Source organism: Maritimibacter sp., assembly GCF_016774595.1.
In the GTDB taxonomy this organism is placed as follows: Bacteria; Pseudomonadota; Alphaproteobacteria; order Rhodobacterales; family Rhodobacteraceae; genus Maritimibacter; species Maritimibacter alkaliphilus.
Genome location: NZ_JACBWT010000002.1, coordinates 256,875 through 279,616, shown reverse-complemented (window position 1 = coordinate 279,616; position 22,742 = coordinate 256,875). Strand labels below are relative to the sequence as shown.

Sequence of the window (22,742 nt, the reverse complement as noted above, 5' to 3'; positions counted from 1 at the left end):
CTATTCGTGATCACAAATCGCGGATTGGTCAATCGCGGAAACGATAGCGGTGGAGCGCCCCGCCCTTTTGCCGCAACCAGCGACGCTGCGCCTTGTGATCCGGGAACAGGTCCGCGCATTGGCGCCAGAACGCATCGGAGTGATCCATATGGACCATGTGCGACACCTCATGCGCGGCCACATAGTCAAGCACGTCGGGCGGCGCCATCACCAGCCGCCACGAATACATGAGGTTGCCCTCGTGGGTGCACGACCCCCAGCGCGAGCGTGTGTCGCGCAGCGTGACCTTGCCGATCTCGCGCCCGATGGCGGCGGCATGGCGCTCAGACGCCGCGACCAGCCGCTCGCGCGCCGCGACCTTGAGGAACGCGCCGAGCCGGGCCGGGGTCGCCTCGACCCCGCTCGAAGGCACTTCGATCCGGCCGCCCACCTGCGCGACGCCACGGCGGGCGACGGCGACGACCTCGCACATCTGCCCTTCGAACGGTATCAGATCGCCGGGCATCGGGCGAAGCTCGCCCGGCAGGTCGGCAAGATGCCCGCGAATCCAGTCGGCTTTCTCATGCACGAAAGCCTCGGCTTCGCGACGCGGAACATGGGTCGGCAGCGTGAGCGTCACCTGCCCGTCGAGCCGCGAAATCCGCAAGGAGAGGCGGCGCGCACGGGACGAACGCTTGAGCCGCACGGTGACCTCGGGCGACCCGGCGACCCGAATCACGCCCGGCCCCGCATCCGGTGCCCCACCGAACAATGCCCGTCTCAGCCCCATTTCCGGCCCCCGCTCGCCCATATCGCCAATGCGGTTTTGAAAGGCTTTGACACCCTCTTGCACATATGGCAGTTGCACCCAGATTCTCGCATGACGACACGATGACGGAAAGGGTTATCCATGCCCAAAGAAGAATGGGGCACCAAGCGCGTTTGCCCGACGACCGGCAAACGGTTCTATGACCTGAACGCCAACCCGATCGTTTCGCCCTACACCGGCGAAGTGGTCGAGATCGACACCGGCAAGACCCGGACGATGGTGGCCGACAAGGCCGACAAGAAATCGCGCAAAGACGATACGCAGAGCGACGACCTTATCGACAACGATGATGACGTGATCGACGACGATGACGACAACGATGTCGATCTGGGCGATGACGTTCTCGAAGACGACGAAGACGACGATGTGTCGCTGGACGACATCGCCGACGTCGCCTCGGACGACGACGAGTGATCGTCTGACATGACGGATTTGGGCCGGGCCGCAGCGCCCGGCCTTTTTCGTTCGCGGCGGGCGGTTTTCGACCGCGCAGGCCCGGGAAACCCAGATTTTGCAGGGCCATTGGGCGCGTCGACGCAAAAGCCGCCGCCGACAACTTTTTCGCTTGAAACGCATCCCCGCCTCGCCTAAACACCGCGAACGAACGGCACAGCCGTCATCGGGGCCTTAGCTCAGTTGGGAGAGCGCTTGCATGGCATGCAAGAGGTCAGGGGTTCGACTCCCCTAGGCTCCACCAAATCCCCCTCCAAGTCGCAGAAGCGTTTTTCTCGCGCGTTTCGATGCGTGTGCCATATAGCCCGCAACTGCGTCGCTACGCCTTCGGCCCTGCGCATCCCGTCCTCCCGATCGCCGTCAGCCGGGATGGGCGACCGACGGCAGAGTTGCGGGACACGCTCGTTTCCCTATGCTTGTTAACAATAACTCAGGCCTGAGCGCCCAACATTCCGGGCGCCGCTATTCGATTTGAAAATGCATTGGTTCGGGGGACCGCATTATGGCTGCACGCGTTATCGACCTAACTTTTCTGACCTCGGCGCAGGGGTTCATCATTCAGGGCGACGTGTCCGGCAACCGGGCCGGGTGGAGCGTTTCGAACGCAGGCGACGTGAACGGCGACGGGATCGCCGATGTGATCGTCGGGGCGAGTTATGGCGACAACGGCGGCTCGTTCGCGGGCGAAGCCTATGTCGTGTTCGGAAGGACAAGCGGTTTCACGAACATCGACCTTTCGAGCTTCACGCTCGCCGACGGGTTCATCATTCAGGGCGATGTGGCACACGATCAAGCCGCCTACAGCGTGTCCTATGCGGGCGATGTGAACGGCGACGGGATCGACGACGTGATCGTCGGCGCGCCCTACGGCGATGACAGTGATCCCAACGCGGGCGAAGCCTATGTCATCTTCGGGAAGACGAGCGGGATTGCGAACATCGATTTGTCGAGCCTGACGCTCGCGGACGGGTTCATTATTCAGGGCGACGCGGCAAACGATCAAGCCGCCTTTAGCGTGTCCTATGCTGGCGATGTGAACGGCGATGGGATCGACGATGTGATCGTCGGTGCACCGTATGGCGATGACGGTGGCTCGGGTGCAGGCGAAGCCTATGTCATCTTCGGCAGGTCGAGCGGGATCGCGAACATCGACCTGACGATCCTGACGACGGCTGATGGATTCATCATTCAGGGCGATGCGTCAAGTGACGGTCTCGGTTTCAGCGTGTCTTACGCGGGGGACGTGAACGGCGACGGGATCGACGATGTGATCGTCGGTGCACCGAATGGCGATGACGGTGGCTCGGGTGCAGGTGAAGCCTATGTCATCTTCGGAAAATCGACCGGTTTCACGAACATCGATCTGTCCGCTTTCGCGCTTGCGGACGGCTTCATAATTCAGGGAGACACCAATTCCGATACCGCAGGACGAAGTGTCTCGGCGGCCGGTGATGTGAATGGCGACGGCATCGACGATATTGTTGTTGGTGCAGAAGGTGGCGACAATGGTGGCACAAACGCGGGCGAAGCTTATGTGATTTTCGGCAAGGCGAGCGGCTTTACCAACATCGATCTGACGAATCTGACTCTATCAGACGGCTTCATCATTCAGGGCGACGCCTCCAACGATTATGCGGGGTGGAGCGTTTCGTCCGCGGGGGACGTGAACGGCGACGGGATCGACGACCTGATCGTCGGGGCTCAAGGCGGTGACGATGGTGGCACGACTGCGGGCGAGGCCTATGTCGTGTTCGGCAAGTCGAGCGGGATTTCCAATGTCGACCTGTCTTCTCTTGCCGCTGCTGACGGCTTCATCATTCAGGGCGACATGTCTTACGACCGGGCAGGTTGGAGCGTCTCGGGCGCCGGTGATCTGAACGGTGACGGGATCGATGACGTGATCGTGGGCGCCTATGGCGGCGACGACGGCGGCACCGACGCGGGCGAGGCCTATGTCATCTACGGCGGCTCGGCGACTGGGTTCGGTACCCACGTGAATGCCGGAACACTTGGGGGAGCTTTTGGTTTTTCTGTCGTGGGCGATGCACCGGACGACCAATTGGGCCGTGACGTTGCGAATGCGGGTGATGTCAACGGTGACGGCTTTGACGATTTGATTCTGGGCGCGCACTTCGGTGATGACGGTGGCAGCTCCGCAGGTGAGGCCTATGTCATTTTCGGCAGCGCGACGGGGTCGGGCGATATCGACCTGACGACGTTCTCGGCTGCCGAAGGATTCAAAATTCGAGGCGACGAAGCAGGGGACTACCTAGGGTACAGCGTCGCCTCCGCCGGAGATATGAACGGCGATGGGATCGACGACCTCGTCGTGGGCGCGCCTTATGGCGACAATGGTGGATCGCATGCGGGCGAAGCCTATGTGATCTTTGGTAAGAGCGGCGGTTTTTCCGACATAGACCTGTCTTCGCTCGCCGCGTCGGACGGGTTCACGATCCAAGGCGATAGCGACAACGACGAACTTGGATTCGATGTATCGGGAGGCGGCGACTTCAACGGTGACGGATATGCCGACCTGATCATCGGTGCCCCGTTTGCCGATAACTCCGGAACACAGTCCGGCGAGGCCTATGTCATTTTCGGCAAGGCGTCAGGGCTTTCCGACCTGGATCTAAGCGCCATTACCTCATCCGATGGCTTCACCATATTCGGCGGCTCCAATGCGGAAGTCGCAGGGTGGAGCGTCGCGATGGCGGGTGACGTCAACGGAGACGGGTTCGATGACGTTCTTGTCGGTGCGAACAGGAACGATGACGCCGCGAGCAACGCAGGCAAGACCTACCTCATCTTCGGCAAAGCCAGCGGTTTTTCCGACATCGAAGTCGGCAGTCTCGGTCCGTCCGAGGGGATCACGATATCCGGAGCGAGTTCTTCCGATTTTTCGGGCTTTGGCGTGTCCGGTCTGGGCGATGTAAACGGCGATGGCATCGCCGATTTCGCGATCGGCGCACCGAATGCCGACGTGAACGGGCCGAATGCCGGAAAGGCATATGTGGTCTTCGGCAAGAGCACGGGTCTGGCGGATATCGACCTAGCGAACCTCGCATCCGGTGACGGTTTCGAGATGAGGGGTTCTTTCACGCTGGATTCTGCGGGGGTCAGCGTATCGGGCGCGGGTGACATGAACGGCGATGGGATCGGCGACCTCGTAGTCGGGGCTTGGCGCACCGATACCGGCGGCACGGATGCAGGTGAGGCCTTTGTCGTCTTCGGTCGCACTTCGGGTCATTCCGACATTGACCTATTGGACATGTCGCCCGGTCAGGGCTTCTCCGTCGTAGGCGATAACGCCTTGGATTACACCGGATACAGTGTGTCGGCAGCTGGTGACGTGAACGGCGACGGCCTCGATGACCTCGTAGTCGGCGCTTACGGGAACGACGAGGGCGGCAACGCAGCCGGAAAGGCCTACATCGTCTACGGTCGCGCGCCGTCCGCGTCTGCGGATCGCACCGGCACTGACATCGGCCAGCGGATCCTCGGGGGGCATCTGGACGACATCCTGAACGGCCTCGGCGGCGAGGACGATCTTCAGGGGGGTGACGGGGACGACACGCTCGACGGTGGGGATGACGACGACCGGGTGCTGGGTGGCACGGGTTCCGACACGCTTAGGGGCGGGGCCGGGCGCGACTGGGTTCGGGGTGGCGACGACGGCGACATGGTCGAAGGCGGGGATGACCGCGATATGCTCTTCGGTGACGATGGCGACGACGATCTGGACGGTGGCGACGGCAACGACCGGCTCGAGGGCGGGGCTGGCGCGGATGACCTCGACGGCGGGCTCGGGGGCGCGGATCTGGCGGTCTACAAGAAGTCCGCCGCCGGCGTGACGGTCGATCTCGGCGCAGGCACCGGCACCGGCGGCGACGCGCAGGGCGACACGCTCACCGGCATCGAACGGGTGATGGGGTCTGACCATGGCGACACGCTCACCGGCGACGCGAACGCCAACCTGCTCATCGGGCGTGGCGGCGACGACGTGCTGACGGGCCTCGGCGGGCGCGACAAGCTGCGCGGCGACGCGGGTGAAGACGAGCTTTACGGCGGCGACGAGCGCGACGTGCTGGACGGCGGCGCCGACGACGACATCCTCGACGGCGGCGACGGCGACGACCGGCTGACCGGCGGCGCGGGAGGCGACGACATCGACGGCGGCGCGGGCGAGGACACGGCGCTTTACACCGGGTCGGGGTCGGGGGTGACGATCAGCCTCGCGGCGGGCTCGGCCTCGGGCGGCGACGCGACGGGCGACACGCTGACGGGCATCGAGCACCTGACCGGTTCGGACCACGCCGACACGCTGCGCGGCGACAGCGGGGCCAACACCCTGAACGGGCGTGGCGGCGCGGACATCCTGTTCGGCTTCGAGGGCAACGACCGGCTGATCGGCGGCGACGGCGACGACACGCTCCTGAACGGGGCCGAGGGGCGCGACGTCTTGATCGGCGGCGGCGGGCGCGATTTCATGATCGGCGGGGCGGACGCGGACCGGTTCGTCTTCCGCGAGGGCGACACCGGGACCGGCGCGGCTGCCGACCGGATCGACGATTTCGAGGCCGGGGTGGACCGCATCATCCTGCGCTCCATCGACGCCGACACGACCACGGGCGGCGATCAGGCCTTCGCCTTCGGCGGCACGCTGACATTGAGCCAGTCCGGCGGCGACACCATCATCGCGCTCGACACCGACGGCGACACGGTGGCGGATGCGGAGATCCACCTCACCGGGCTGCTCACGCTCACGGCGGGGGATTTCGTGCTTTAGGGGACGGGCGGGGCCAATCGGCTTTCAGGTCATACGCGATGCTAACCGACCGCGTTCTCAGGTCCGGCTCAACGCAGGGCACTTCACCCGTGTGCGTCGTTAGGCCCCGCAGCCGTCAGACCTGTTTCCGGGCCGAGCCGTCCTTCAACGCCTCGAGTTGATCCAAAAGCCCGGGCGGCGTTTCGGGCATGAGGCCCGACACCCAGCTTTCCACTTCGTCGGGACGTTCCGACACGAGCGTCTTGGCCTCGGAGGTCACGTCCGAAAGGGCCGAATAGACCAAAGCCAGTCGGACCTTCGCCTGCGCTTCGACACTGTCCACCAGATAGGCGCAATTGACGTTGGTTATGCTCTTGTCGACCGTGCTTTTGAACATGGCGTGGCGCCGCATTTCCGCGTCCGTCAGGCCCGATAGATCGACCCCTCTGAGGTCGATGATGATCGTCTTCAACGGGGGTATGTCGACGTCGTCGAACGGCGCTCCCCCGCTCAAAAGGGCGCGGAATTCGTCAAGGCTGAACGGGTCACGCACGCGAAGATGGTGAACGCCGAAGTCGCGCAGATACGTGTGGTCTATCATCCGTTTGCGTCCTGCATCCCGCGCCGATGCGCCCCGACCCGGAGGCCGTGCATCCTTTTGCAAAGAGTATGTCGCCCGCGCTGCCTTGTCGATCAGCGACGGGGCCGGTCGTCCGGGGTCAACCGCCCCACAAGCAAGGCGCTAGGGCAGGATCGAGAGCGGCAATGACCCGATCGCGCTGCCCAGACCGGTGGCGTTTGTGACGGCGCTGTCATAGCAGGCAATCGCGTCACCCGGCAGAAGAAAGGGATCGTAGTCGTCGCGGTCGGCCCGGCGCATCATGCTTTCGATGTCGCGTTCGACGACGGCGGAAACCCCGGTCATCGGGTTGCGGGTGTAGAGCGCTGCGGAGCGGTGGGCGTTGGTCGTGCGGGTGCCACCCACGCAGTTGGTGTCGATCACGGCCTGCATGTAGCGCGTGCCATAGGGCACTTCGCGCACGTCCTTGCCGATCGCGGACAGGGCATTGCCCGCCGCCGGTTGCGTGAGGTTCGACAGGAACAGCGTGATGCCCGGCGGGCTGATCGGGCTGGGCACCATCAGGTGATCCTGAAAGCACATGCGGCTGGGCACCGTGATTTCGTCCCCGGTCAGGAGCATGATGTCCGCCCGGTCACGGCCCGTCAGCACTTCGCGCAGGTCGAGAATATAGAGCTGGCCGTTGCGCCGCAGTTCGATGGCAGACAGGTCGGCATCCGGGCGGATGCCGCCTGCGGCCCGGATCGCGTTGGCAAGGTCGCGCGCCTCGGTGGTGGCGCCGAGCGTGTCCTGGCGGCCCCGGTCGACCTCCCCGCCATTGACGCCGCCAATCTCGACCGGGCGCGGTTCGAACACCGCCCCAGTCACGCCGACGCTGGCCGCCGCGTAGTCCTGCAAGCGGACCGAGACCAGCGGGCGGGTGTCGAAATATCCACCGGACATGAGGGCCGAGGCGATATCCGCCTCGACCTCTTCGATCCGGCGCCCCTGTGCCACGACCGGGGACAGGTAGGGCAGACGGATCACGCCGTCGCGCGAGACCTCGTAACGGTCCGAGAACGTCTCGTCCCCCGACACCAGCACCTCGACCAGATCGCCGCGCGACAGGAACTCGCCCCGAAGCGCGAACACGGCCCCCACCGTGCCCTTGCCGCCTTCGAAGCTGTCGCCGACCTCGCCCCCGCGGGGCGGCAGACATTTCGAGGCGTTCATGTCGCGGGCGCGCAGGATCGGTGCGTCTTCGCGCGGCGCCGGTTCGCGATACTGTGCCTGATAGGCGTCGCCCTGGGCGACCGGTTCGATGTTGTCGTGATCCACGACGGCGGCGCAGGCGGTTAGGCCCAGCGCGGCGGCGCACAGGGCGAGAAGAGGTTTGGGGGCGGTGGTCATGGCAGCGTCATCGTCCGGTTGCTTCGGTATCCCTGCCTTTTAGGCGCGCCCCTTGGACCGTGCATCGCGGCAGACGGGTGAACGGGCTACCCTGAAGGATAGCGGGTGATCCGAACGTCCGAGCCGGCTCGCCCGTGGCGCGGGAGACAGACGTCCCGCCAGCGTTCAGAAACGGGGCACCACGATCTGATCCCGGACCCCGCCATGCGCCCTGCCCTGCTCAACGCCCCTTTCGCCCGCAATCTTGCGGCCTACGGGGCGTCCGAAGTCGCCGCCAAGGCGTCGCGGATATTCGTGGTCATGGCGGTGGCGCGCAGTCTGGGCGCCGAGGAGATCGGGATCGCGGCGGCGGCCATGGCGGCCTCGGACATCCTGAAATCGCTTACCGAAAACGGGATCGGTCAACGCCTGATCGCTGCCCGCGAAAGCGACCTCGCCGGGTTGGCCCGCACCGCGCTGCGCCTGTTCTGGGTCTGGGCCGTCGCGCTGTTCATCATCCAGCTCGCCCTTGGCACGGCTCTCGCCCTCGCCTCCGGCGACGTGATGCTGCTGATCCTCGTCGCCGTGCTCGCGGGTGAGTTTCTGTTCATGCCAGCGGGCCTCGTTCAGGCCGCGCTTGCGATGCGGGCCGGCAAGCTCAAGCAGACGGCGGGCATCGCCGGGGGACAGGTGGTCGGGGCGAACCTGCTGACGGCCGTTTTGGTGCTGGTCTGGCCTTCGCCGCTGGCACTCGTCTTGCCGAAACTCCTGTCGGCGCCGATCTGGCTCATCTCGATGCGGCGGCTGCATCCCTGGCGCGCGGATCGCAGCGCGCGCTTCGCCCCCATCCGGCCTTTCATCGGCTTCGGCGCGCCCGTGCTGGGGGTCGAAGTGGTCAAGGCGCTGCGCCTTCATGCCGACAAGCTGCTGGTCGGTGCGCTGCTGGGCCCCGAGGCGCTGGGGCTTTACTTCATGGCCTTCAACGCCGGTCTCGGGCTTGCCAATTCGTTTTCCTTCGCCTTCGCAAGCGTGCTCTTCCCGCATCTCGCGACGGCAAAGGATCGCGCGGGCGCATTGAAACAGGCGTTCCTTGTGGGGGCCGGGATCATCGCGCCGGTCGTGGTGCTGCAAGCCCTCGCCGCGCCCTATTACGTCCCGATCCTGTTCGGTGACGGATGGGACGGGGTGAGCGACATCGTTTCGATCCTGTGCCTTGCGGCGATCCCCGGCGTGATCTGGACGTCGGCGGCGGGCTGGCTGCGCGCGACGGGACGCCCCGGCATCGAATTCAAGACGACCCTGGGGCTGACCGCCGCCCTGCTCGTCAACACCGCCCTCATGGCGCCCTTCGGGCTGACGGCCATCGCCGTCGGATACCTCGTGACCGCGACGGTCACCCAACTGATCGCGTCCCTTCCCGCGCTTGGCGCCGCGTTCTCACCCCGTATGCAGGAGGTCTGATCCATGCCCCGCTTTTCCATCGTCATCCCGGTCTTCAATGCCGAAGCGACCATCGCCGAAACGCTGGACGCGATCGCCGCCCAGACCGTTACGGACTGGGAGGTCATATTGGTCGACGACGGGTCGACCGATGGCACCGCCGCGATCCTGCGCGAACGTCTGCGTGAGGACAGCCGCCTGCGGGCCTTTCGCAATCCCGGCAAGGGGCCGAGTGCCGCGAGGAACTTCGGCGTGTCGAAACCTGCACGCGGCGACATCATCGCCTTTTGCGACGCGGACGACATGTGGGAACCGGAAAAGCTTGCGCGCCTCGACCGGATGTTCGCCGATCCGGGCATCGACGCGGCCTATGGTCAGGTCGCGTTCTTTCCGGGTGACCGACGTGGCGCGATGCGGCGCTCGACGGTGCCGAGCGGCGCTTTGACCGCCGAGATGCTGATGGGCGAAAACCCGGTCTGCACGATGTCGAACCTCTCGATCCGGCGCAGCGTCTTTCGCGCGCAGGGCGGGCTGGACGAAACGATGGTCTACAACGAAGACCTAGATTTCCTGATCCGTCTGGTCACGCGGGGCATTCGGATCGTCGGGGATCCGGCGCTTCACATTCGCTATCGTACGGACAACGGCGGATTGTCGTCGCGGCTGGTGGCCATGCGCGACGGGCGGCGGGCGGTCCTTGCGCGGGCGAAACGGTCGGGGCTGCGCCCCAGTCGGGCGCAGGAGGCCGTTTTCCTGCGTCACCTCGCCCGCCGCGCCCTGCGCACCGAGGACGGCACGCGGGCCGCGCTTCGCTTCGCGCTCGAAGGTCTCGCCACGCACCCCCGCGCTTTTCTGTCGCCCGTGCGCCGGGGGCTGGCGACCGCCATCGCCGCCCTCGTCTCGCCCGCTCTTCCAAGACCCCTGCGCCGCGCCCTGTTCGCCGCTTGAAAGGATCGCACATGCCCTTTGCCTCCATCGTCGTCCCGGCTTTCAATGTCGAGACCACCCTGTCCGCCACCCTCGCCTCGCTCCTTGCGCAGAGTTTTCGCGACGTCGAGGTGATCGTCGTCGATGACGGCAGCTACGACCGCACCTACGAGATCGCCGACTGGTACACGCGCGACAAACGCCTGAAGGTCGTGCGCCAATCGAACCGAGGACTGGCCGGGGCCCGCAACACCGGGATCGCACATGCGACCGGCGAGATCGTGGGCTTCTGCGACTCCGACGATCTGTGGCATCCCGAAAAGCTCGCGGCCCATGTCGATTTCCTGCGTGCCAACCCCTCGGTCGGGTTGAGCTATTCGGGGTCGCAACTGATCGACGATGCCGGGGAGCCCACCGGGCTTTTTCAACGGCCGAAAACGCGCGGCGTCACCCCGGCGCATCTGTTCCGCCGCAATCCCGTGGGCAACGGGTCCGCCCCGGTCATGCGCCGCGCGGCGCTGGAGGATCTGGCCTTCCGCCCGGCTATCGAAAAGGTGCGCGACTGGGTGTTCGATGAAACCTTCGCCCAGTCCGAAGACATCGAATGCTGGATGCGTCTCGCCCTGACGACCGAGTGGGAGGTGGCTGGCCTGCGCGCGCCCCTGACGCTCTACCGGGTGAACGGCGCGGGCCTGTCGGCCGGGACCGAACGGCAGCTTGCGAGCTGGGAGAGGATGGTGACCAAGTTGAGCACCATCGACCCGGCCTTCATCGCGCGCCATGCCTCAGCGGCCCGCGCCTATCAGTTGCGCTACCTTGCCCGCCGCGCGGTAAGCGCGCGCGACGGTGGCCGCGCCCGGGCGCTTTCGTCCCGGTCGCTGTCCACGTCGCTGCATCCGCTTCTGTTCGAGCCGCTCAAGACGATCACTACCCACGCGGCGGCACTGGCGCTGGACCTGTCCGGTCCGCGCGTGGTCACCGCTGCCGAGACCGCGCTTCGGCGCGCGCGCAACAACTGACAAAGGCACATCCGCATGACGACCATCGCACATCTTGTCGACGACACGACCCCGGGCGGGGTCATGCGCGTCATCGAGCACATCCAGCGGGATGCGGACATGGCCCGCCTGGCCCGCCACCGCATCATCCCGCTGCCGCGCTCCGGTTGGGCCGTTCCGCGTGTCGAGGCCGACCTGATCGTCTCGCACCTGTCGCTGAACTGGCGGCGGTTACCGTGGCTCATGCAGCTTCGGGCCGTCCATTCGGGCACGCCGATGGTGCATGTCGAACACAGCTACACCGCCGCCTTCGCGCGACACAACGTGGCGCGCATGGGCCGGTTCTCAACGATGCTGCGGATCTCGTTCTCGCTGTTCGAACGCATCGTCGCGGTGAGCGAGGCGCAGGCCACATGGATGGTGGAAAAGGGTCTGGCCGACGCCGAACAGATCGAGGTGATCGCATCGGCCATCGATGTGGCACCGTTTCTTGCGCTGCACCCCATCCAGAAGGCGCCCCGCGTGATCGGTGCCTTTGGCCGTCTTGAACCGCAGAAGGGATTCGACACGCTGATCGCCGCGATGCGGGCCTGTCCGCGACAGGATCTCGAACTTCGCCTTTTTGGCGACGGCGGCGAACGCGAGGCGCTGGTCGCGCTGGCGGCTGGTGACCCCCGCATCCGGTTCATGGGCCACGTGTCCGACCCGGCCCGCGCGATGGGCGAGGTCGAAGCGGTCGCGATGCCGTCAAGGTGGGAGGCCTATGGCCTTGTCGCGCTCGAAGCCCGCGCCGCCGGGCGCGTGCTGCTCGTATCGAATGTTGACGGCCTGCGCGACCACGCCTCAGCCGGTGCGACACTCGTGCGCGATGGCTCGGTGCGTGGCTGGACGGCCGCGCTCGACGGGTTGGACACGCCCGACATGGTCGCGATCAAGCGGGCGCGCGTCGACGCGTCCGAGGCGACGCATTGGTTCGCCGAATGCTGGGAGCGGCTGGTGGAAACGCTTCTGAAAGACAAGGAAACTGCGCACGCGGCATAACGCACCCCCGTCCCGCATGTGCAGGGCCGCGCCTCGGGCAACCGGGCGCGGCCATTTTTATGTGCGGTCGGGTCTGTCGTCCGCCATTTCGCGGGCATGAAGCCCGAGGATCATGAGGCCGGGCCAGAGCATGTAGGCTTCGATCTCGACGTTCTCGCCGAAGCTGAGAAGGATCAGGGTCATCATGATCCCCAGCGGCAGCCGACCCCGCGGCCCGCGTGCCGCGTCGACAAGCGCGAGGCCGGTTTGCCAAAGCATCGGCACGAAGAGGGCCAAAAAGCCGACGAGCCCTTTGACGAACAAAAGCCCCCACCAGGTGTGGTGACTGCCGATCGGCATGTATTCCACGATATGCGGCCCCGGCTCGGGCCTGCCGTGACCGAACCAGAACGCCTCGTTCCGCCAGCGTTCGCCCGCGATGCGCTGAAGTGTCGCTCTGACCCGCGTGCTGTCGGCGCGCGCATCCTTGAAGGTGCGCACGGCATCCGACGCGATACGCGCCACGGCCGGGCCGATCACGGCGAACGAGGCGGCAATGCCCGCACCCACCTTCCACGCCCAGCTTTTCGCAATAAGCGGCATGGCGCGGGGAACCACCGTGCAGGCGACCAGACCGACAAGGCCCATGCGGGATTTCGACGCGAAGATCATCACCATCGCTGCCGTCATGCCGATGGTGCGCCATCGTTTGTCGCGTTCCTCGAGCGCGAATAGGGCGAGGACAACACCCAGCAAGGCCGCGAAGGGCGACCATGGCGCGTAGAACTGCCAACGCGGGGTCCAGCTTGCCGGATCCCAGGTGAAGAAAAAGACGCTGAAATACTCCGGTCCGGGGCCACCCACGGCCTTGAGCGGCGAGGTGAAGATGCGTTCGGGCAACCCGACATAGGGGGCGGCGATCAGGATCGGCGTCAGGATCAGCGTCCAGAGCGCGATTTTCATCTGGCCCCGCACGTAGACCTCGCGCCGGATCGGCAGGACCGCGCCCGCCAGCGGAAACAGCGCCATGAGCGCCCAGCCCTTCGCCCAGCCGATGGTCGACTTGATGGTCGCGCCCATGCCGTAGGACCAGTTGACGTGGCCGACCCAGAGCGCGACGAGCATGACGACCATGCCCAGCATCCACGCCCAGACGACCGGCGGAATGTGGCCCGTCGCGCGCAGATCGGGCCGGATCGCGGGGCCGAGGTAAAGCGACAGGCCGGCAAGACCCGCCAGTATCCAGCCCAGCACCGGCCCGACGACATAGAGCGCCCCGATCCCGTAGAAAGCCCATGTCAGCGCCTGCGTCCGGTAGACGATCCGCTCGGCCGGGTTGGCGGGCGTCACGCTCACGGTGCGGGCTTTGCGAGCAGGCGATTGATGAGCGGCCTGCGCATCCAGCCGAGTGCGAGGCCCATGAAGAGCATCAGCGTCGCGGCGATCCCCGCAGCGAGGGCCAGTTTCTTGCGCGGCGATGACGGCTGGTCGGGCAGGTTCGGGTCTTCGAGCACCTGAACCAGCGGGTAGGAGGCATAGAGGTCCGACTTTGTGGTCTGCGCCCGCGCCATCGCCGAGGCGAAAACCGCCTCGGCCACCTGAAAATTGCGTTGCAGGTCTTCAAGCCGCGCGGCGGGTTCCAGAAGCGCGGCGGTCTTCGCCTCGTCCGCCGCGAGTTGCGCGGCCAGCGTGGCATGTTCGGCGGCCAGCCCCTGCCGGGCGGCATCGTATTCCACGAGCCGGGCGAGCAGGTCCGCACGACCCCCGACCGGGGCAAGGTCGAGGGCGTCGAGCTGATCCGCGCTCAGGCCTGTGATGCGCCCCGCGCGCCTGCGCGCCTCGGCCAGCGTCGCTTGGTACTTCGTGCGGATGCCCACACGTTCGGGATGGTTCGCGCCGTATTGCTGGGCCGCCATCGCCAAGGCGGCGGACTGCTCGGCCATCTGATCGGCCAGCGCCGCAAACTCGCTGTCGGCGTGAAGCTTGATCGTGGCCGCAGCCAGCGTCGGAGAGATCGCGAGCGAGGCGACCAGGGCATCGACCTGCCGTGTCTGTTCGTCCAACTCGGTCTCGAGGTCGAGCACGCGGCGACGAAGCGCATCGGTTTCCGAGACGATCTGCTCATACTGTCCCGCCGAGACGAGCCCGGTTTCGCGCTGAAGCGCCTCCATCTCGGCGCGGGTCGCGGCGACCGAAGCGCGGAATTCCTCGATCGCGCCCTCGCCGCTGGTTTCGCGTGTGCCCAGTTCGTCCGCACGCAGCGCATCGAGTTCTTCGAAGAAGGCCGCGATCAGCGCATCCCCGCGCTCCTGCGCCGCGAAGGGCGACCCAGCGGTGATCGAAAGCTGGATCATCCCGGTCTGGTCGATCAGTTGCACCTGCGGCGATCCGAAATCGGCCCGGCTCGTCCCCACCGTTTCGGCCGCGTGCGCGATGATCCGGTCCGCGCCGATCAGGCGTTTATAGGTGACGGTCGGGCTGACGGAATTGTTGGCGAAGGGCGAACTGGCATGGGACGAGGCCTGCCCGATGCTGTCCAGCGTGACCGACGCGGACGCGCCCGAGCCGGGCAGGATAAGGACGGCCTGAGACGTGTAGCGGGCCGGTGCGGTCGCGAGGTAGCCCAGGATCGGTGCCCAGATCAGCGAGGCGGCCAGAAGCGTGATGCCGATATAGCGGGGAAGGCGGCCGGCGTCGTCGATACGACCGCCAACAAGCACCCGGCCGATGCTGGCCTTGCCGATCGGGGTCCGGATCGGGCGCAGATGATGCAGAACGGTCGAAAACTCTCGGGGTCGCGCGAACATGGGGGGCTCCTTCGCGCACAGACCTAAGCCAAGTGCCGTGCGAAAGCCCCGGCGCGGGGGGAGGAGCCGACGGCCCCGTTGGGGCGCGCGCTATCCGGTCGGATAGTTGGCGCGGTCAGTAAAGCCCGGCTTCACGCGCGACGAGCGCCGCCTGCGTCCGGTTGTTGACGTCGATCTTGCGATAAAGCGTCTTGAGATAAAGCTTGATGGTCGGTTCGGTCAGGTCGAGATCGCGGGCGATTTCCTTGTTCGACTTGCCTTCGGTCAGGCCCTTCAGAACCTGCATCTCGCGTTCGGCCAGCTTTTCGGCCAGCGGATGCTTCGCCTCTTCCTTGGCGGTCATGAAATCGACGGGCACGTATTGCTCGCCCATCGCCATGAAGCGCACGGCGTTGACCAGCGACTTGGCCGACAGCGTCTTCGGCAGGAAACCGGCGGCGCCGAGGTCGAGTGCCTGTTGCGCGATCTCGCGCGTGGCCGTGCCGGTGATGAGGGCGACACGCTGGTCGCCGCCGATCTTCATCGCCCGCTCCAACCCGTCGATCCCGTTCATGCCCGGCATGTTCAGATCGAGCAGGACGAGGTCGAAGGGTTCGCCTTGCTCCATAAGCGCGATGGCCCCGTCGTAATCCGCAGCCGTTTCCGTCTCGAAACCGCTGGCGGATTCGAGAAAGGCGACGAGCGTGTCGCGCAACAGGTCATGGTCATCGGCAATCAGGATACGCATGGTGCGATAAGCTCTTTTTTGTCGGGGCCGTCCCTTTCGCAAAGGAAATCGGCCAAAATTTGGCGGCGGTGCCGGCTCGTCTCATTAAATCGCGAGTTAATTTAGCGCAAACGGTCATTCGCGGCGTCCGCTATCCGATCGGATAGTCGCCGATACCCGCTGGCTTGGCAACGCGTCCCTTCGGACGGATGGTGCCTCCGTTCAGGCTTGGGGGCTGTCCGCCTGTTCGCTGGAAATGAGGAAGGCCGACAAGCAGAAACTCTGTAATTCAAGGAGTTATCTGCCATGCACCACGATCACGCCGCTTTCGCCCTGCCTGCCCCGGAACCGCTCACGACCGTTCGTCTGTTCGACTTCGATGTCGTTTCGGAGCCGGGCGACCGGGTCGTCGACCACCTGCTCGCCCCGGGGCGGCGGCGGGTTCACTTCGTCAACGCGCATTGCATCAACCTCGCCGCGCGCGACCTGTCCTATGCCCGTGCCCTGCGCTCGGCGGACGTGGTTCTGCCCGATGGTGCGGGCATCGAACTGGCGTTCCGCGCGGTCGGGCACCGGATGGCCGAGAACCTGAACGGCACCGATTTCGGCCCTCGCCTGCTTGCCGAGGCTGCCAGACGCGGCAAGTCGGTGTTCCTGTTCGGCGGGCGCCCCGGCACGGCGGACGCGGCGGCGGCGCGTCTCGCCCGCGACATCCCCGGCCTGGTCATCGCGGGCACCCGCGACGGATACGAGGGCGCGCGCGATAACGAGGCCGCGATCCGGGCGATCAACGCGTCGGGCGCCGACATTCTGATGGTCGCCATGGGCGTGCCGCTTCAGGACCAGTGGATCGCGGATCATGGCGACGACCTTGCCCCGCCCCTGACGCTCGGCGTCGGCGCGCTGTTCGATTTCCTCGCGGGCAACGTCTCGCGCGCGCCGCGCCTGTTGCGGAAAGTGCGCGGCGAATGGCTGTGGCGGCTGGCCGTGGAACCGCGGCGGATGTTCCGGCGGTACGTGATCGGCAATCCCGAATTCCTGATCCGCACGCTGGGTCTGATCGCGCCGCACACCATCGCGAAGCGTGCGTTCGATCTGCTGGTCGCGGGCGCGGTGATCCTTGCCCTGTCTCCGCTGTTCGCGCTCACCGCGTTGGCGATCAAAGCCGATACGCGCGGGCCGGTGTTCTTTCGCCAGACCCGTGTCGGGCGCAACGGTCAGCCGTTCAGCATGCTCAAATTCCGCTCGATGGCGGTGGATGCCGAGGCGCGGCGCGATGCCCTGCTCGCAACGTCGGACCGTAGCGGCGTGTGCTTCAAGTCCCGGACCGACCCCCGTGTCACGCGCGTCGGTCGCCTCCTGCGCCGTTATTCCATCGACGAGCTCCCGCAGGTCTTCAACGTGCTCACGGGCGATATGTCCATCGTCGGGCCCCGCCCCGCCTTGCCGAACGAGGTCGCCGCCTATCCGCCGCGCGCCCTTGGGCGGCTCGCCGTAAAACCCGGTCTTACGGGTGTCTGGCAGGTGTCGGGCCGTGCCGAGATCGGGTTCGACAAGATGGTCGATATGGACATCGCCTATGCCCGCACCCGGTCCGTCCTGCTCGACGCCGTTCTGCTCGCCCTCACCTTTCGTGCCGTCCTGACCGGGCGCGGCGCTTACTGACGCTTCAATCAAGGAGATTTCTCATGTCCCATATTCGCAAAGCCGTCTTTCCCGTCGCCGGTCTCGGCACCCGTTTCCTGCCCGCGACCAAATCGGTCCCGAAAGAAATGCTGCCTCTCATCGACCGCCCCCTGATCCAATACGCGATCGACGAGGCGCGGGCCGCCGGGATCGAAGAGTTCATCTTCGTGACCGCTGCCGGGAAAGGGGCGCTCGAGGATTATTTCGACACCGCCGAAATGCTGGAAACGCGGCTCGCCGCGTCGGGCAAGCACGACCTGCTCGCCCGACTGGAGCAGACGCGGCTGGGCGAAGGCGCTTTGACCATCCTGCGGCAGGACAAGCCGCGTGGGCTGGGCCATGCCGTGCGCGTCGCCCGCAAGGCGGTGGGGGACGAGCCGTTTGCGGTCCTCCTCCCCGATGACGTGATCCGCGCGGGGCGTCCGGCCTTGGCGCAGATGATCGCCGCCCATGCCGAAACCGGGGGGCATATGGTGGCGACGATGGAAGTCGCGAAACCCGACGTGTCCAAGTACGGTGTGCTGGCGGTTCAGTCCACGACCGGGCGGTTGTCGCGAGCGAGCGGCATGGTCGAAAAACCCCGGCCCGAGGTCGCGCCATCGCGTGAGGCCGTGGTGGGCCGCTATATCCTCGCCCCGTCGATTTTCGACCGTCTTGCGATGATCGCGCCCGGCGCCGGGGGCGAGCTGCAACTGACCGACGCGATCAACGCGGATGCCGCGTCGGTCCCGGTGCATGGTTATGCCTTCGAAGGGACGCGCTATGATTGCGGGTCGCAGGCCGGGTTCGTCGCGGCAACGATCGCCTATGCGATGGACCGGCCCGAACTTGCCGCTTCGGTCCATGACGCGCTTGCGCGGTGGAACCGGCCGGCTGCGCTTGCGGGCTGATCTCATGGCGCACTATCCGAACGGGTAGTGCGCTATCCCGAAGCCCGTTTCGGATGGGACGAAACGTGCGATACATGGACAGCGTCGGAAAAACGGAGGTTGTCTTCATGTTCACCACTCACGGACCCATCGCCCGCGGGGTCGTCGTGGCAGCACTCACGGTCGCTGCCCCACTTTCGGGCATGGCGGATGGCCTTCCGCAACCGACCGGCGATGTCGTCCTCCGCGTGACCGGCGACATCGCCGTCACCAATACCGAGGGCGCGGCGGTCCTCGACACCCAAATGCTTGCCGACATCGGCGAGACCACCTTTTCGACGACGACGATCTGGACCGAGGGCGAACAGAGCTTCACCGGCGTCGAACTCGAAGATCTGCTCGACGCGCTCGGCGTCGACGAGGGGATGCTCGAAGCCCGCGCGCTGAACGACTACATGGTCGAAATCCCCGTCTCGGATGCGGTCGAAGGCGGCCCGATCATCGCCTATCTGCGCAACGGCGAACCGATGTCCGTCCGCGACAAGGGGCCGCTCTGGATCGTCTACCCGTACGATCTAAACACCGACTATGCCAGCGAATTGATCTATTCGCGCAGCATCTGGCAACTGGACCGGATCGAAGTGGTCCGCTAACACCTCGGGCGGGCAAAGACCCACCCGTTTCGACAGGTCGCCATGCCGTTCACCCGTCGCCACCGTTACCTGCGCACGCTCGCAATCGCCGCATTGGCCATCGCGGGCGTCGTCGTGTCGGTGGCCCTTGGTGGCGAGGTTCTGCGCAAGCTTCGGCTGCTCGAAACGGCCGCGTCCGACAACATCCAGTGGACCCTGTCGCAGGTCGAAGTCGAATACCTCGATCTCGCCATCGCGATCGAGCAATTCCAACTCGGCCGCACCGACGACCTCGATACCGTCCGGCGCGAGTTCGACATCTTCTACAGCCGTATCCGCACCCTGTCGGAGGGCGATCTTTATGCCGGACTACGCGAACAGCCCGCATTTGCCCGCCAGCTTTCCGTCATCCGAGATTTCCTCGATACCTCCGTGCCGCTGATCGACGGTGCGGATGACGCTCTGGCCCGAGAACTGCCCGTTCTTTTCGAGGATATGCTCGACACCCGCACCACCGTGCGCGAACTGGCGGCGACGGGGCTGGGCTATTTCGCCCAACAGGCCGATCTGCGGCGCGAGGAAATCGCCGACACGCTGTTCTATCTGGCGATCCTGACCATCGTGGTCCTGACCGGCCTTTTCGCGGCTTCGGTCGTTCTGTTCCGTTTGAACCGCAGCAACGAGGCGCGCGCGCGCACCATCGAAGCGGCCTCGCGCCGGATGGAGACCATCGTCAACACCTCGCTCGATGCCATCGTCGTCTCGAACCGGACGGGGCGCATCATCGCGTTCAACGACGCGGCCGAAATCATCTTCGGCTACAGGCGTGAACAGGTGATCGGGCAACTGATGAGCGAGATCATCGTGCCGCCGCATCTGCGCAAGGCCCATGAGGCCGGCATGGAGCGGTTTCGCACGACCGGAGAGAAGCGGGTGATCGGTCAGGGGCGGATCAAGCTGGAAGCGATGCGATCGGACGGGTCGGTCTTTCCGGCGGAAATGGCCATCGAGTCCGCCGAGGGCAGCGACGGCGAGATTTTCGTCGGCTACCTGCGCGACATTTCGCACCGGGTCAAAGCCGAAACCGACCTCGTGGAAGCCCGCGACAAGGCCGTGGCGGGCGAAAAGGCGAAGTCGGAATTCCTGGCCGTCATGAGCCATGAAATGCGCACCCCCCTGAATGGTCTGCTCGGCACGCTGGCCTTGCTCAAGGGCACCAAGTTGTCGGCGAAACAGGCGCAATATGTCGACAATCTCGAGGTGTCCGGGGGCCTGCTGCTCACCCATATCAACGACGTGCTCGACGTGACGAAATACGAAGCGGGCAAACTCGACGTCGATTTCGTGCCGACCGACCTGTCGGCGCTCGTGCGAAGCGTCGTCGACAACCAGCGCGACCTCGCCTCGGCCTCGGAAAACACGATCGAATGGTCATGGGTCGGCAAACCCCTGCCGCCCGTCATGACCGACCCGCAGCGCCTGCGGCAGATCCTTATCAACCTCGTCGGAAATGCGGTGAAATTCACGCGCGGTGGGCGCATACGGATCGAGATCGGCGCGGTGCCGCAAGGCGGTGGGGCCGATGTGACGATCACGGTCTCGGACACCGGGATCGGCATCGCACCCGAGGATATCGACAGGCTGTTCGAGGATTTCGAGACCGGCGACCGATCCTATGGACGGGCCCGCAACGGCACCGGTCTGGGCCTTGGCATCGCGCGGCGCCTGACGCGGGCACTTGGCGGCACGATCGGCGCGGAAAGCGAGCTTGGCGAAGGCAGCACCTTCTGGATCGACCTGCCGCTCGATTACGCAAGCGATCCCGTCGAGACCGGGACCAAGGCCAAGCTTCCGGCCCGGCCCGCACAGGCGCAATCGATCCTCGTCATCGAAGACAACGAGATCAACCGCACGGTTCTGCGTGAAATGCTCATCGCGGACGGGCACAGGGTGGTCGAGGCCGAGGATGGTCTGCAAGGCGTTCATCTGGCGCAGTCGGCGGCCTTCGACCTGATCCTGATGGATATTTCCATGCCCGTACTCGACGGTGTGGCGGCAACGGAACTGATCCGGTCGACGCCGGGGCCGTGCCAGACCGCGCGCATCGTCGCGGTGACCGCGCATGTCATGCCGGGGGAGGTGTCGCGGTTCACCGAGGCCGGGATGAATGGCGTTCTGTCCAAGCCCATCGACCGGGCGAGGCTGCGCCAGCTTCTTGTCGCGCAGGAGGCCATGACCGAACCGACCCGGCCCGAGACCGGCTTCGTCGATCCGGGGCGTTTGGCGGAATTCCGGTCGGAAATCGGCGACGACCTGTTCGCCAAGCTGCGCCAGACCTTCGTCGATGACGGCGACGCGCTGGTCGCCATGCTGTCGGCAGGGGGCGAAGGCCCGGCCCAAGTCGCGGACCGCTGTCACAAGATGGCGGGCGCGGCGGCGATCTTCGGGGCAGGCCCGCTTCGCGAGGCGCTCAAGACGACCGAAAGCGCTTGCCGCGAAGGCGTTTCCGAGGGTCGTCTTGCCGATCTGATCGCCACGCTCGTGCCCTTGTGGGCCGACACCCGCAAGGCGGTCCTGTCCGACACGGGCGCCCCCGCCGCACTCTGAGACATCTGGTGGCCACGGCCGATCTCTTGATCCACGCATTGAAATGTTTTCAAGTCACCTCGCAGCAGAGGGCGAGGATCACGTGGCGCGGAAAATCACTGCTCAGGATGTCGCGGAACGGGCGGGCGTGTCCCGGTCCGCCGTGTCACGTGCGTTCCGGTCGGATCGGTCCCTGTCCGACGACAAGCGCGCCCGTGTGATCGAAGCCGCCCGCGCGCTTGGCTATGTCTCGCCTGCCGCGCAAGCCGTGGCCTCGGTCACGACCGGAACGATCACCCTCGTCGCGGGCGATCTGGAGAACCCGTTCTATCCCGTGGCGGCTGCGGAGCTTTCACAGGCGATCCACGCGGCGGGGCGACGCCTGATCCTGCATACGGTGCCGCCCGACATGGATGTGGACGCGGTGTTGCAGCAGGTGCTCGACTATCGCTCGGACGCGGCCATCGTCACCTCGGCGCATATGTCGTCACGCATTGCACGCACCTGTCGCGACGCCGGGATGCCGGTGATCCTGTTCAATCGGGTGCAGCCGGACGCCGCCATGACGGCGGTGACCTGCGACAACTACGCGGGCGGGCGACTGGCGGCCCGACATTTTGCGACCCTCGGCAGGAAGCGCATCGCCATGGTCGGGGGAAGCGCTGATACATCGACGCACATCGAACGCAGCCGGGGGTTTCGCGATGCGCTGACCGCGTTGGGTCGACCGCTCACTGCCGCGCCCGACGGTGCCTATCGCTACGACACGGCCTTTGCGGCGGCGCGGGCTTTGTTCGACGGTCCGAACCCGCCCGACGCGGTTTTTGCCCTGAACGACGTCATGGCGCTGGCGGTGGTCGACGCGGCGCGCGAGGCGGGGCTGGGCGTGCCGGAGGACGTGGCGATCATCGGGTTCGACGATATTCCAATGTCTGCGTGGCCCTCTTACCGACTGACCACGATCCGCCAGCCGCTGCGCCGTATGGTAGCCGAAACGCTGGATCTGATCGACGCGCAGAAGGCCGATCCGACTGTCGGCGGCACAATCCGTATTCTGCCGGTCGAAATGATCCGGCGCGAAACGGCTTGAAAACTTT

General features: G+C 65.8%; 17 protein-coding genes and 1 tRNA gene. 12 read left to right on the top strand and 6 right to left on the bottom strand.

From position 1 onward, the window contains the following. Positions 1 to 28: 28 nt before the first annotated feature. Positions 29 to 769, bottom strand: coding sequence for a M48 family metallopeptidase (locus tag HOY44_RS12515; protein ID WP_287434942.1), 741 nt, complete (start codon positions 767 to 769; stop codon positions 29 to 31). A 120-nt stretch (positions 770 to 889) separates the two neighbouring features. Here HOY44_RS12515 and HOY44_RS12510 point away from each other — a divergent pair, with 120 nt between their 5' ends. The 3 genes from HOY44_RS12510 to HOY44_RS12500 all read left to right on the top strand — a co-directional run bounded on the left by HOY44_RS12510 (position 890) and on the right by HOY44_RS12500 (position 6,047). Then, entirely contained in the window at positions 890 to 1,222 is a 333-nt protein-coding gene (locus tag HOY44_RS12510; protein ID WP_287434939.1) for a TIGR02300 family protein, read from the top strand. A gap of 207 nt (positions 1,223 to 1,429) precedes the next feature. Continuing rightward, positions 1,430 to 1,505 (top strand) — tRNA-Ala (locus tag HOY44_RS12505). A 258-nt stretch (positions 1,506 to 1,763) separates the two neighbouring features. After that, positions 1,764 to 6,047 (top strand): beta strand repeat-containing protein, encoded by a 4,284-nt coding sequence (locus HOY44_RS12500; protein WP_287434937.1) that lies wholly within the window; start codon positions 1,764 to 1,766, stop codon positions 6,045 to 6,047. Between the two features lie 115 nt (positions 6,048 to 6,162). Here HOY44_RS12500 and HOY44_RS12495 read toward each other — a convergent pair whose 3' ends face one another. Further along, positions 6,163 to 6,627: a hypothetical protein gene (locus HOY44_RS12495; RefSeq protein ID WP_287434935.1), complete on the bottom strand. Its 465-nt coding sequence runs from the start codon at positions 6,625 to 6,627 to the stop codon at positions 6,163 to 6,165. Positions 6,628 to 6,768: 141 nt separating this feature from the next. After that, positions 6,769 to 7,995 carry a polysaccharide biosynthesis/export family protein gene (locus HOY44_RS12490; protein ID WP_287434933.1) on the bottom strand — a complete coding sequence of 409 codons (1,227 nt, stop codon included), beginning with the start codon at positions 7,993 to 7,995 and terminating at the stop codon, positions 6,769 to 6,771. A gap of 204 nt (positions 7,996 to 8,199) precedes the next feature. Here HOY44_RS12490 and HOY44_RS12485 point away from each other — a divergent pair, with 204 nt between their 5' ends. The 4 genes from HOY44_RS12485 to HOY44_RS12470 are packed head-to-tail and all read left to right on the top strand — an operon-like array spanning position 8,200 to position 12,380. Beyond that, positions 8,200 to 9,435, top strand: coding sequence for an oligosaccharide flippase family protein (locus HOY44_RS12485; RefSeq protein WP_287434931.1), 1,236 nt, complete (start codon positions 8,200 to 8,202; stop codon positions 9,433 to 9,435). A gap of 3 nt (positions 9,436 to 9,438) precedes the next feature. After that, positions 9,439 to 10,362 carry a glycosyltransferase family 2 protein gene (locus HOY44_RS12480; RefSeq protein WP_287434929.1) on the top strand — a complete coding sequence of 308 codons (924 nt, stop codon included), beginning with the start codon at positions 9,439 to 9,441 and terminating at the stop codon, positions 10,360 to 10,362. Between the two features lie 11 nt (positions 10,363 to 10,373). Beyond that, positions 10,374 to 11,360 carry a glycosyltransferase family 2 protein gene (locus HOY44_RS12475; protein ID WP_287434927.1) on the top strand — a complete coding sequence of 329 codons (987 nt, stop codon included), beginning with the start codon at positions 10,374 to 10,376 and terminating at the stop codon, positions 11,358 to 11,360. Between the two features lie 15 nt (positions 11,361 to 11,375). Beyond that, positions 11,376 to 12,380: a glycosyltransferase family 4 protein gene (locus tag HOY44_RS12470; protein ID WP_287434925.1), complete on the top strand. Its 1,005-nt coding sequence runs from the start codon at positions 11,376 to 11,378 to the stop codon at positions 12,378 to 12,380. A 57-nt stretch (positions 12,381 to 12,437) separates the two neighbouring features. Here HOY44_RS12470 and HOY44_RS12465 read toward each other — a convergent pair whose 3' ends face one another. The 3 genes from HOY44_RS12465 to HOY44_RS12455 form a co-directional block, all read right to left on the bottom strand. Beyond that, positions 12,438 to 13,715, bottom strand: coding sequence for an O-antigen ligase family protein (locus tag HOY44_RS12465; protein WP_287434924.1), 1,278 nt, complete (start codon positions 13,713 to 13,715; stop codon positions 12,438 to 12,440). Further along, positions 13,712 to 15,166 (bottom strand): GumC family protein, encoded by a 1,455-nt coding sequence (locus HOY44_RS12460; RefSeq protein WP_287434923.1) that lies wholly within the window; start codon positions 15,164 to 15,166, stop codon positions 13,712 to 13,714. Before HOY44_RS12460 ends, HOY44_RS12465 begins: the two co-directional genes overlap by 4 nt. A gap of 115 nt (positions 15,167 to 15,281) precedes the next feature. Beyond that, positions 15,282 to 15,893, bottom strand: coding sequence for a response regulator (locus tag HOY44_RS12455; RefSeq protein ID WP_287434922.1), 612 nt, complete (start codon positions 15,891 to 15,893; stop codon positions 15,282 to 15,284). A gap of 285 nt (positions 15,894 to 16,178) precedes the next feature. Between HOY44_RS12455 and HOY44_RS12450 the strand changes: the two genes are divergently transcribed. From HOY44_RS12450 to HOY44_RS12430, 5 genes are all read left to right on the top strand, one after another. Further along, a complete protein-coding gene (locus tag HOY44_RS12450) occupies positions 16,179 to 17,537 on the top strand; it encodes a WecB/TagA/CpsF family glycosyltransferase (protein ID WP_287434921.1) in 1,359 nt (452 codons plus the stop codon). A 23-nt stretch (positions 17,538 to 17,560) separates the two neighbouring features. Next, on the top strand, positions 17,561 to 18,448 hold the full coding sequence (locus HOY44_RS12445; RefSeq protein ID WP_287434920.1) for a UTP--glucose-1-phosphate uridylyltransferase: 888 nt from the start codon (positions 17,561 to 17,563) through the stop codon (positions 18,446 to 18,448). A 107-nt stretch (positions 18,449 to 18,555) separates the two neighbouring features. Continuing rightward, positions 18,556 to 19,080, top strand: coding sequence for a putative pterin-binding protein (locus HOY44_RS12440; protein ID WP_287434919.1), 525 nt, complete (start codon positions 18,556 to 18,558; stop codon positions 19,078 to 19,080). A 42-nt stretch (positions 19,081 to 19,122) separates the two neighbouring features. Continuing rightward, positions 19,123 to 21,666: a hybrid sensor histidine kinase/response regulator gene (locus HOY44_RS12435; protein ID WP_287434918.1), complete on the top strand. Its 2,544-nt coding sequence runs from the start codon at positions 19,123 to 19,125 to the stop codon at positions 21,664 to 21,666. Between the two features lie 82 nt (positions 21,667 to 21,748). Then, a complete protein-coding gene (locus HOY44_RS12430) occupies positions 21,749 to 22,735 on the top strand; it encodes a LacI family DNA-binding transcriptional regulator (protein ID WP_287434917.1) in 987 nt (328 codons plus the stop codon). Positions 22,736 to 22,742 lie beyond the last annotated feature (7 nt).

Coding starts and splice junctions, on each gene's coding strand:
- HOY44_RS12500 (WP_287434937.1), top strand. CDS start 1,764: ATGGCTGCACGCGTTATCGACCTAACTTTTCTGACCTCGGCGCAGGGG.
- HOY44_RS12445 (WP_287434920.1), top strand. CDS start 17,561: ATGTCCCATATTCGCAAAGCCGTCTTTCCCGTCGCCGGTCTCGGCACC.
- HOY44_RS12435 (WP_287434918.1), top strand. CDS start 19,123: ATGCCGTTCACCCGTCGCCACCGTTACCTGCGCACGCTCGCAATCGCC.
- HOY44_RS12485 (WP_287434931.1), top strand. CDS start 8,200: ATGCGCCCTGCCCTGCTCAACGCCCCTTTCGCCCGCAATCTTGCGGCC.
- HOY44_RS12450 (WP_287434921.1), top strand. CDS start 16,179: ATGCACCACGATCACGCCGCTTTCGCCCTGCCTGCCCCGGAACCGCTC.
- HOY44_RS12470 (WP_287434925.1), top strand. CDS start 11,376: ATGACGACCATCGCACATCTTGTCGACGACACGACCCCGGGCGGGGTC.
- HOY44_RS12490 (WP_287434933.1), bottom strand. CDS start 7,995: ATGACCACCGCCCCCAAACCTCTTCTCGCCCTGTGCGCCGCCGCGCTG.
- HOY44_RS12440 (WP_287434919.1), top strand. CDS start 18,556: ATGTTCACCACTCACGGACCCATCGCCCGCGGGGTCGTCGTGGCAGCA.
- HOY44_RS12480 (WP_287434929.1), top strand. CDS start 9,439: ATGCCCCGCTTTTCCATCGTCATCCCGGTCTTCAATGCCGAAGCGACC.
- HOY44_RS12495 (WP_287434935.1), bottom strand. CDS start 6,627: ATGATAGACCACACGTATCTGCGCGACTTCGGCGTTCACCATCTTCGC.
- HOY44_RS12510 (WP_287434939.1), top strand. CDS start 890: ATGCCCAAAGAAGAATGGGGCACCAAGCGCGTTTGCCCGACGACCGGC.
- HOY44_RS12475 (WP_287434927.1), top strand. CDS start 10,374: ATGCCCTTTGCCTCCATCGTCGTCCCGGCTTTCAATGTCGAGACCACC.
- HOY44_RS12455 (WP_287434922.1), bottom strand. CDS start 15,893: ATGCGTATCCTGATTGCCGATGACCATGACCTGTTGCGCGACACGCTC.
- HOY44_RS12515 (WP_287434942.1), bottom strand. CDS start 769: ATGGGGCTGAGACGGGCATTGTTCGGTGGGGCACCGGATGCGGGGCCG.
- HOY44_RS12460 (WP_287434923.1), bottom strand. CDS start 15,166: ATGTTCGCGCGACCCCGAGAGTTTTCGACCGTTCTGCATCATCTGCGC.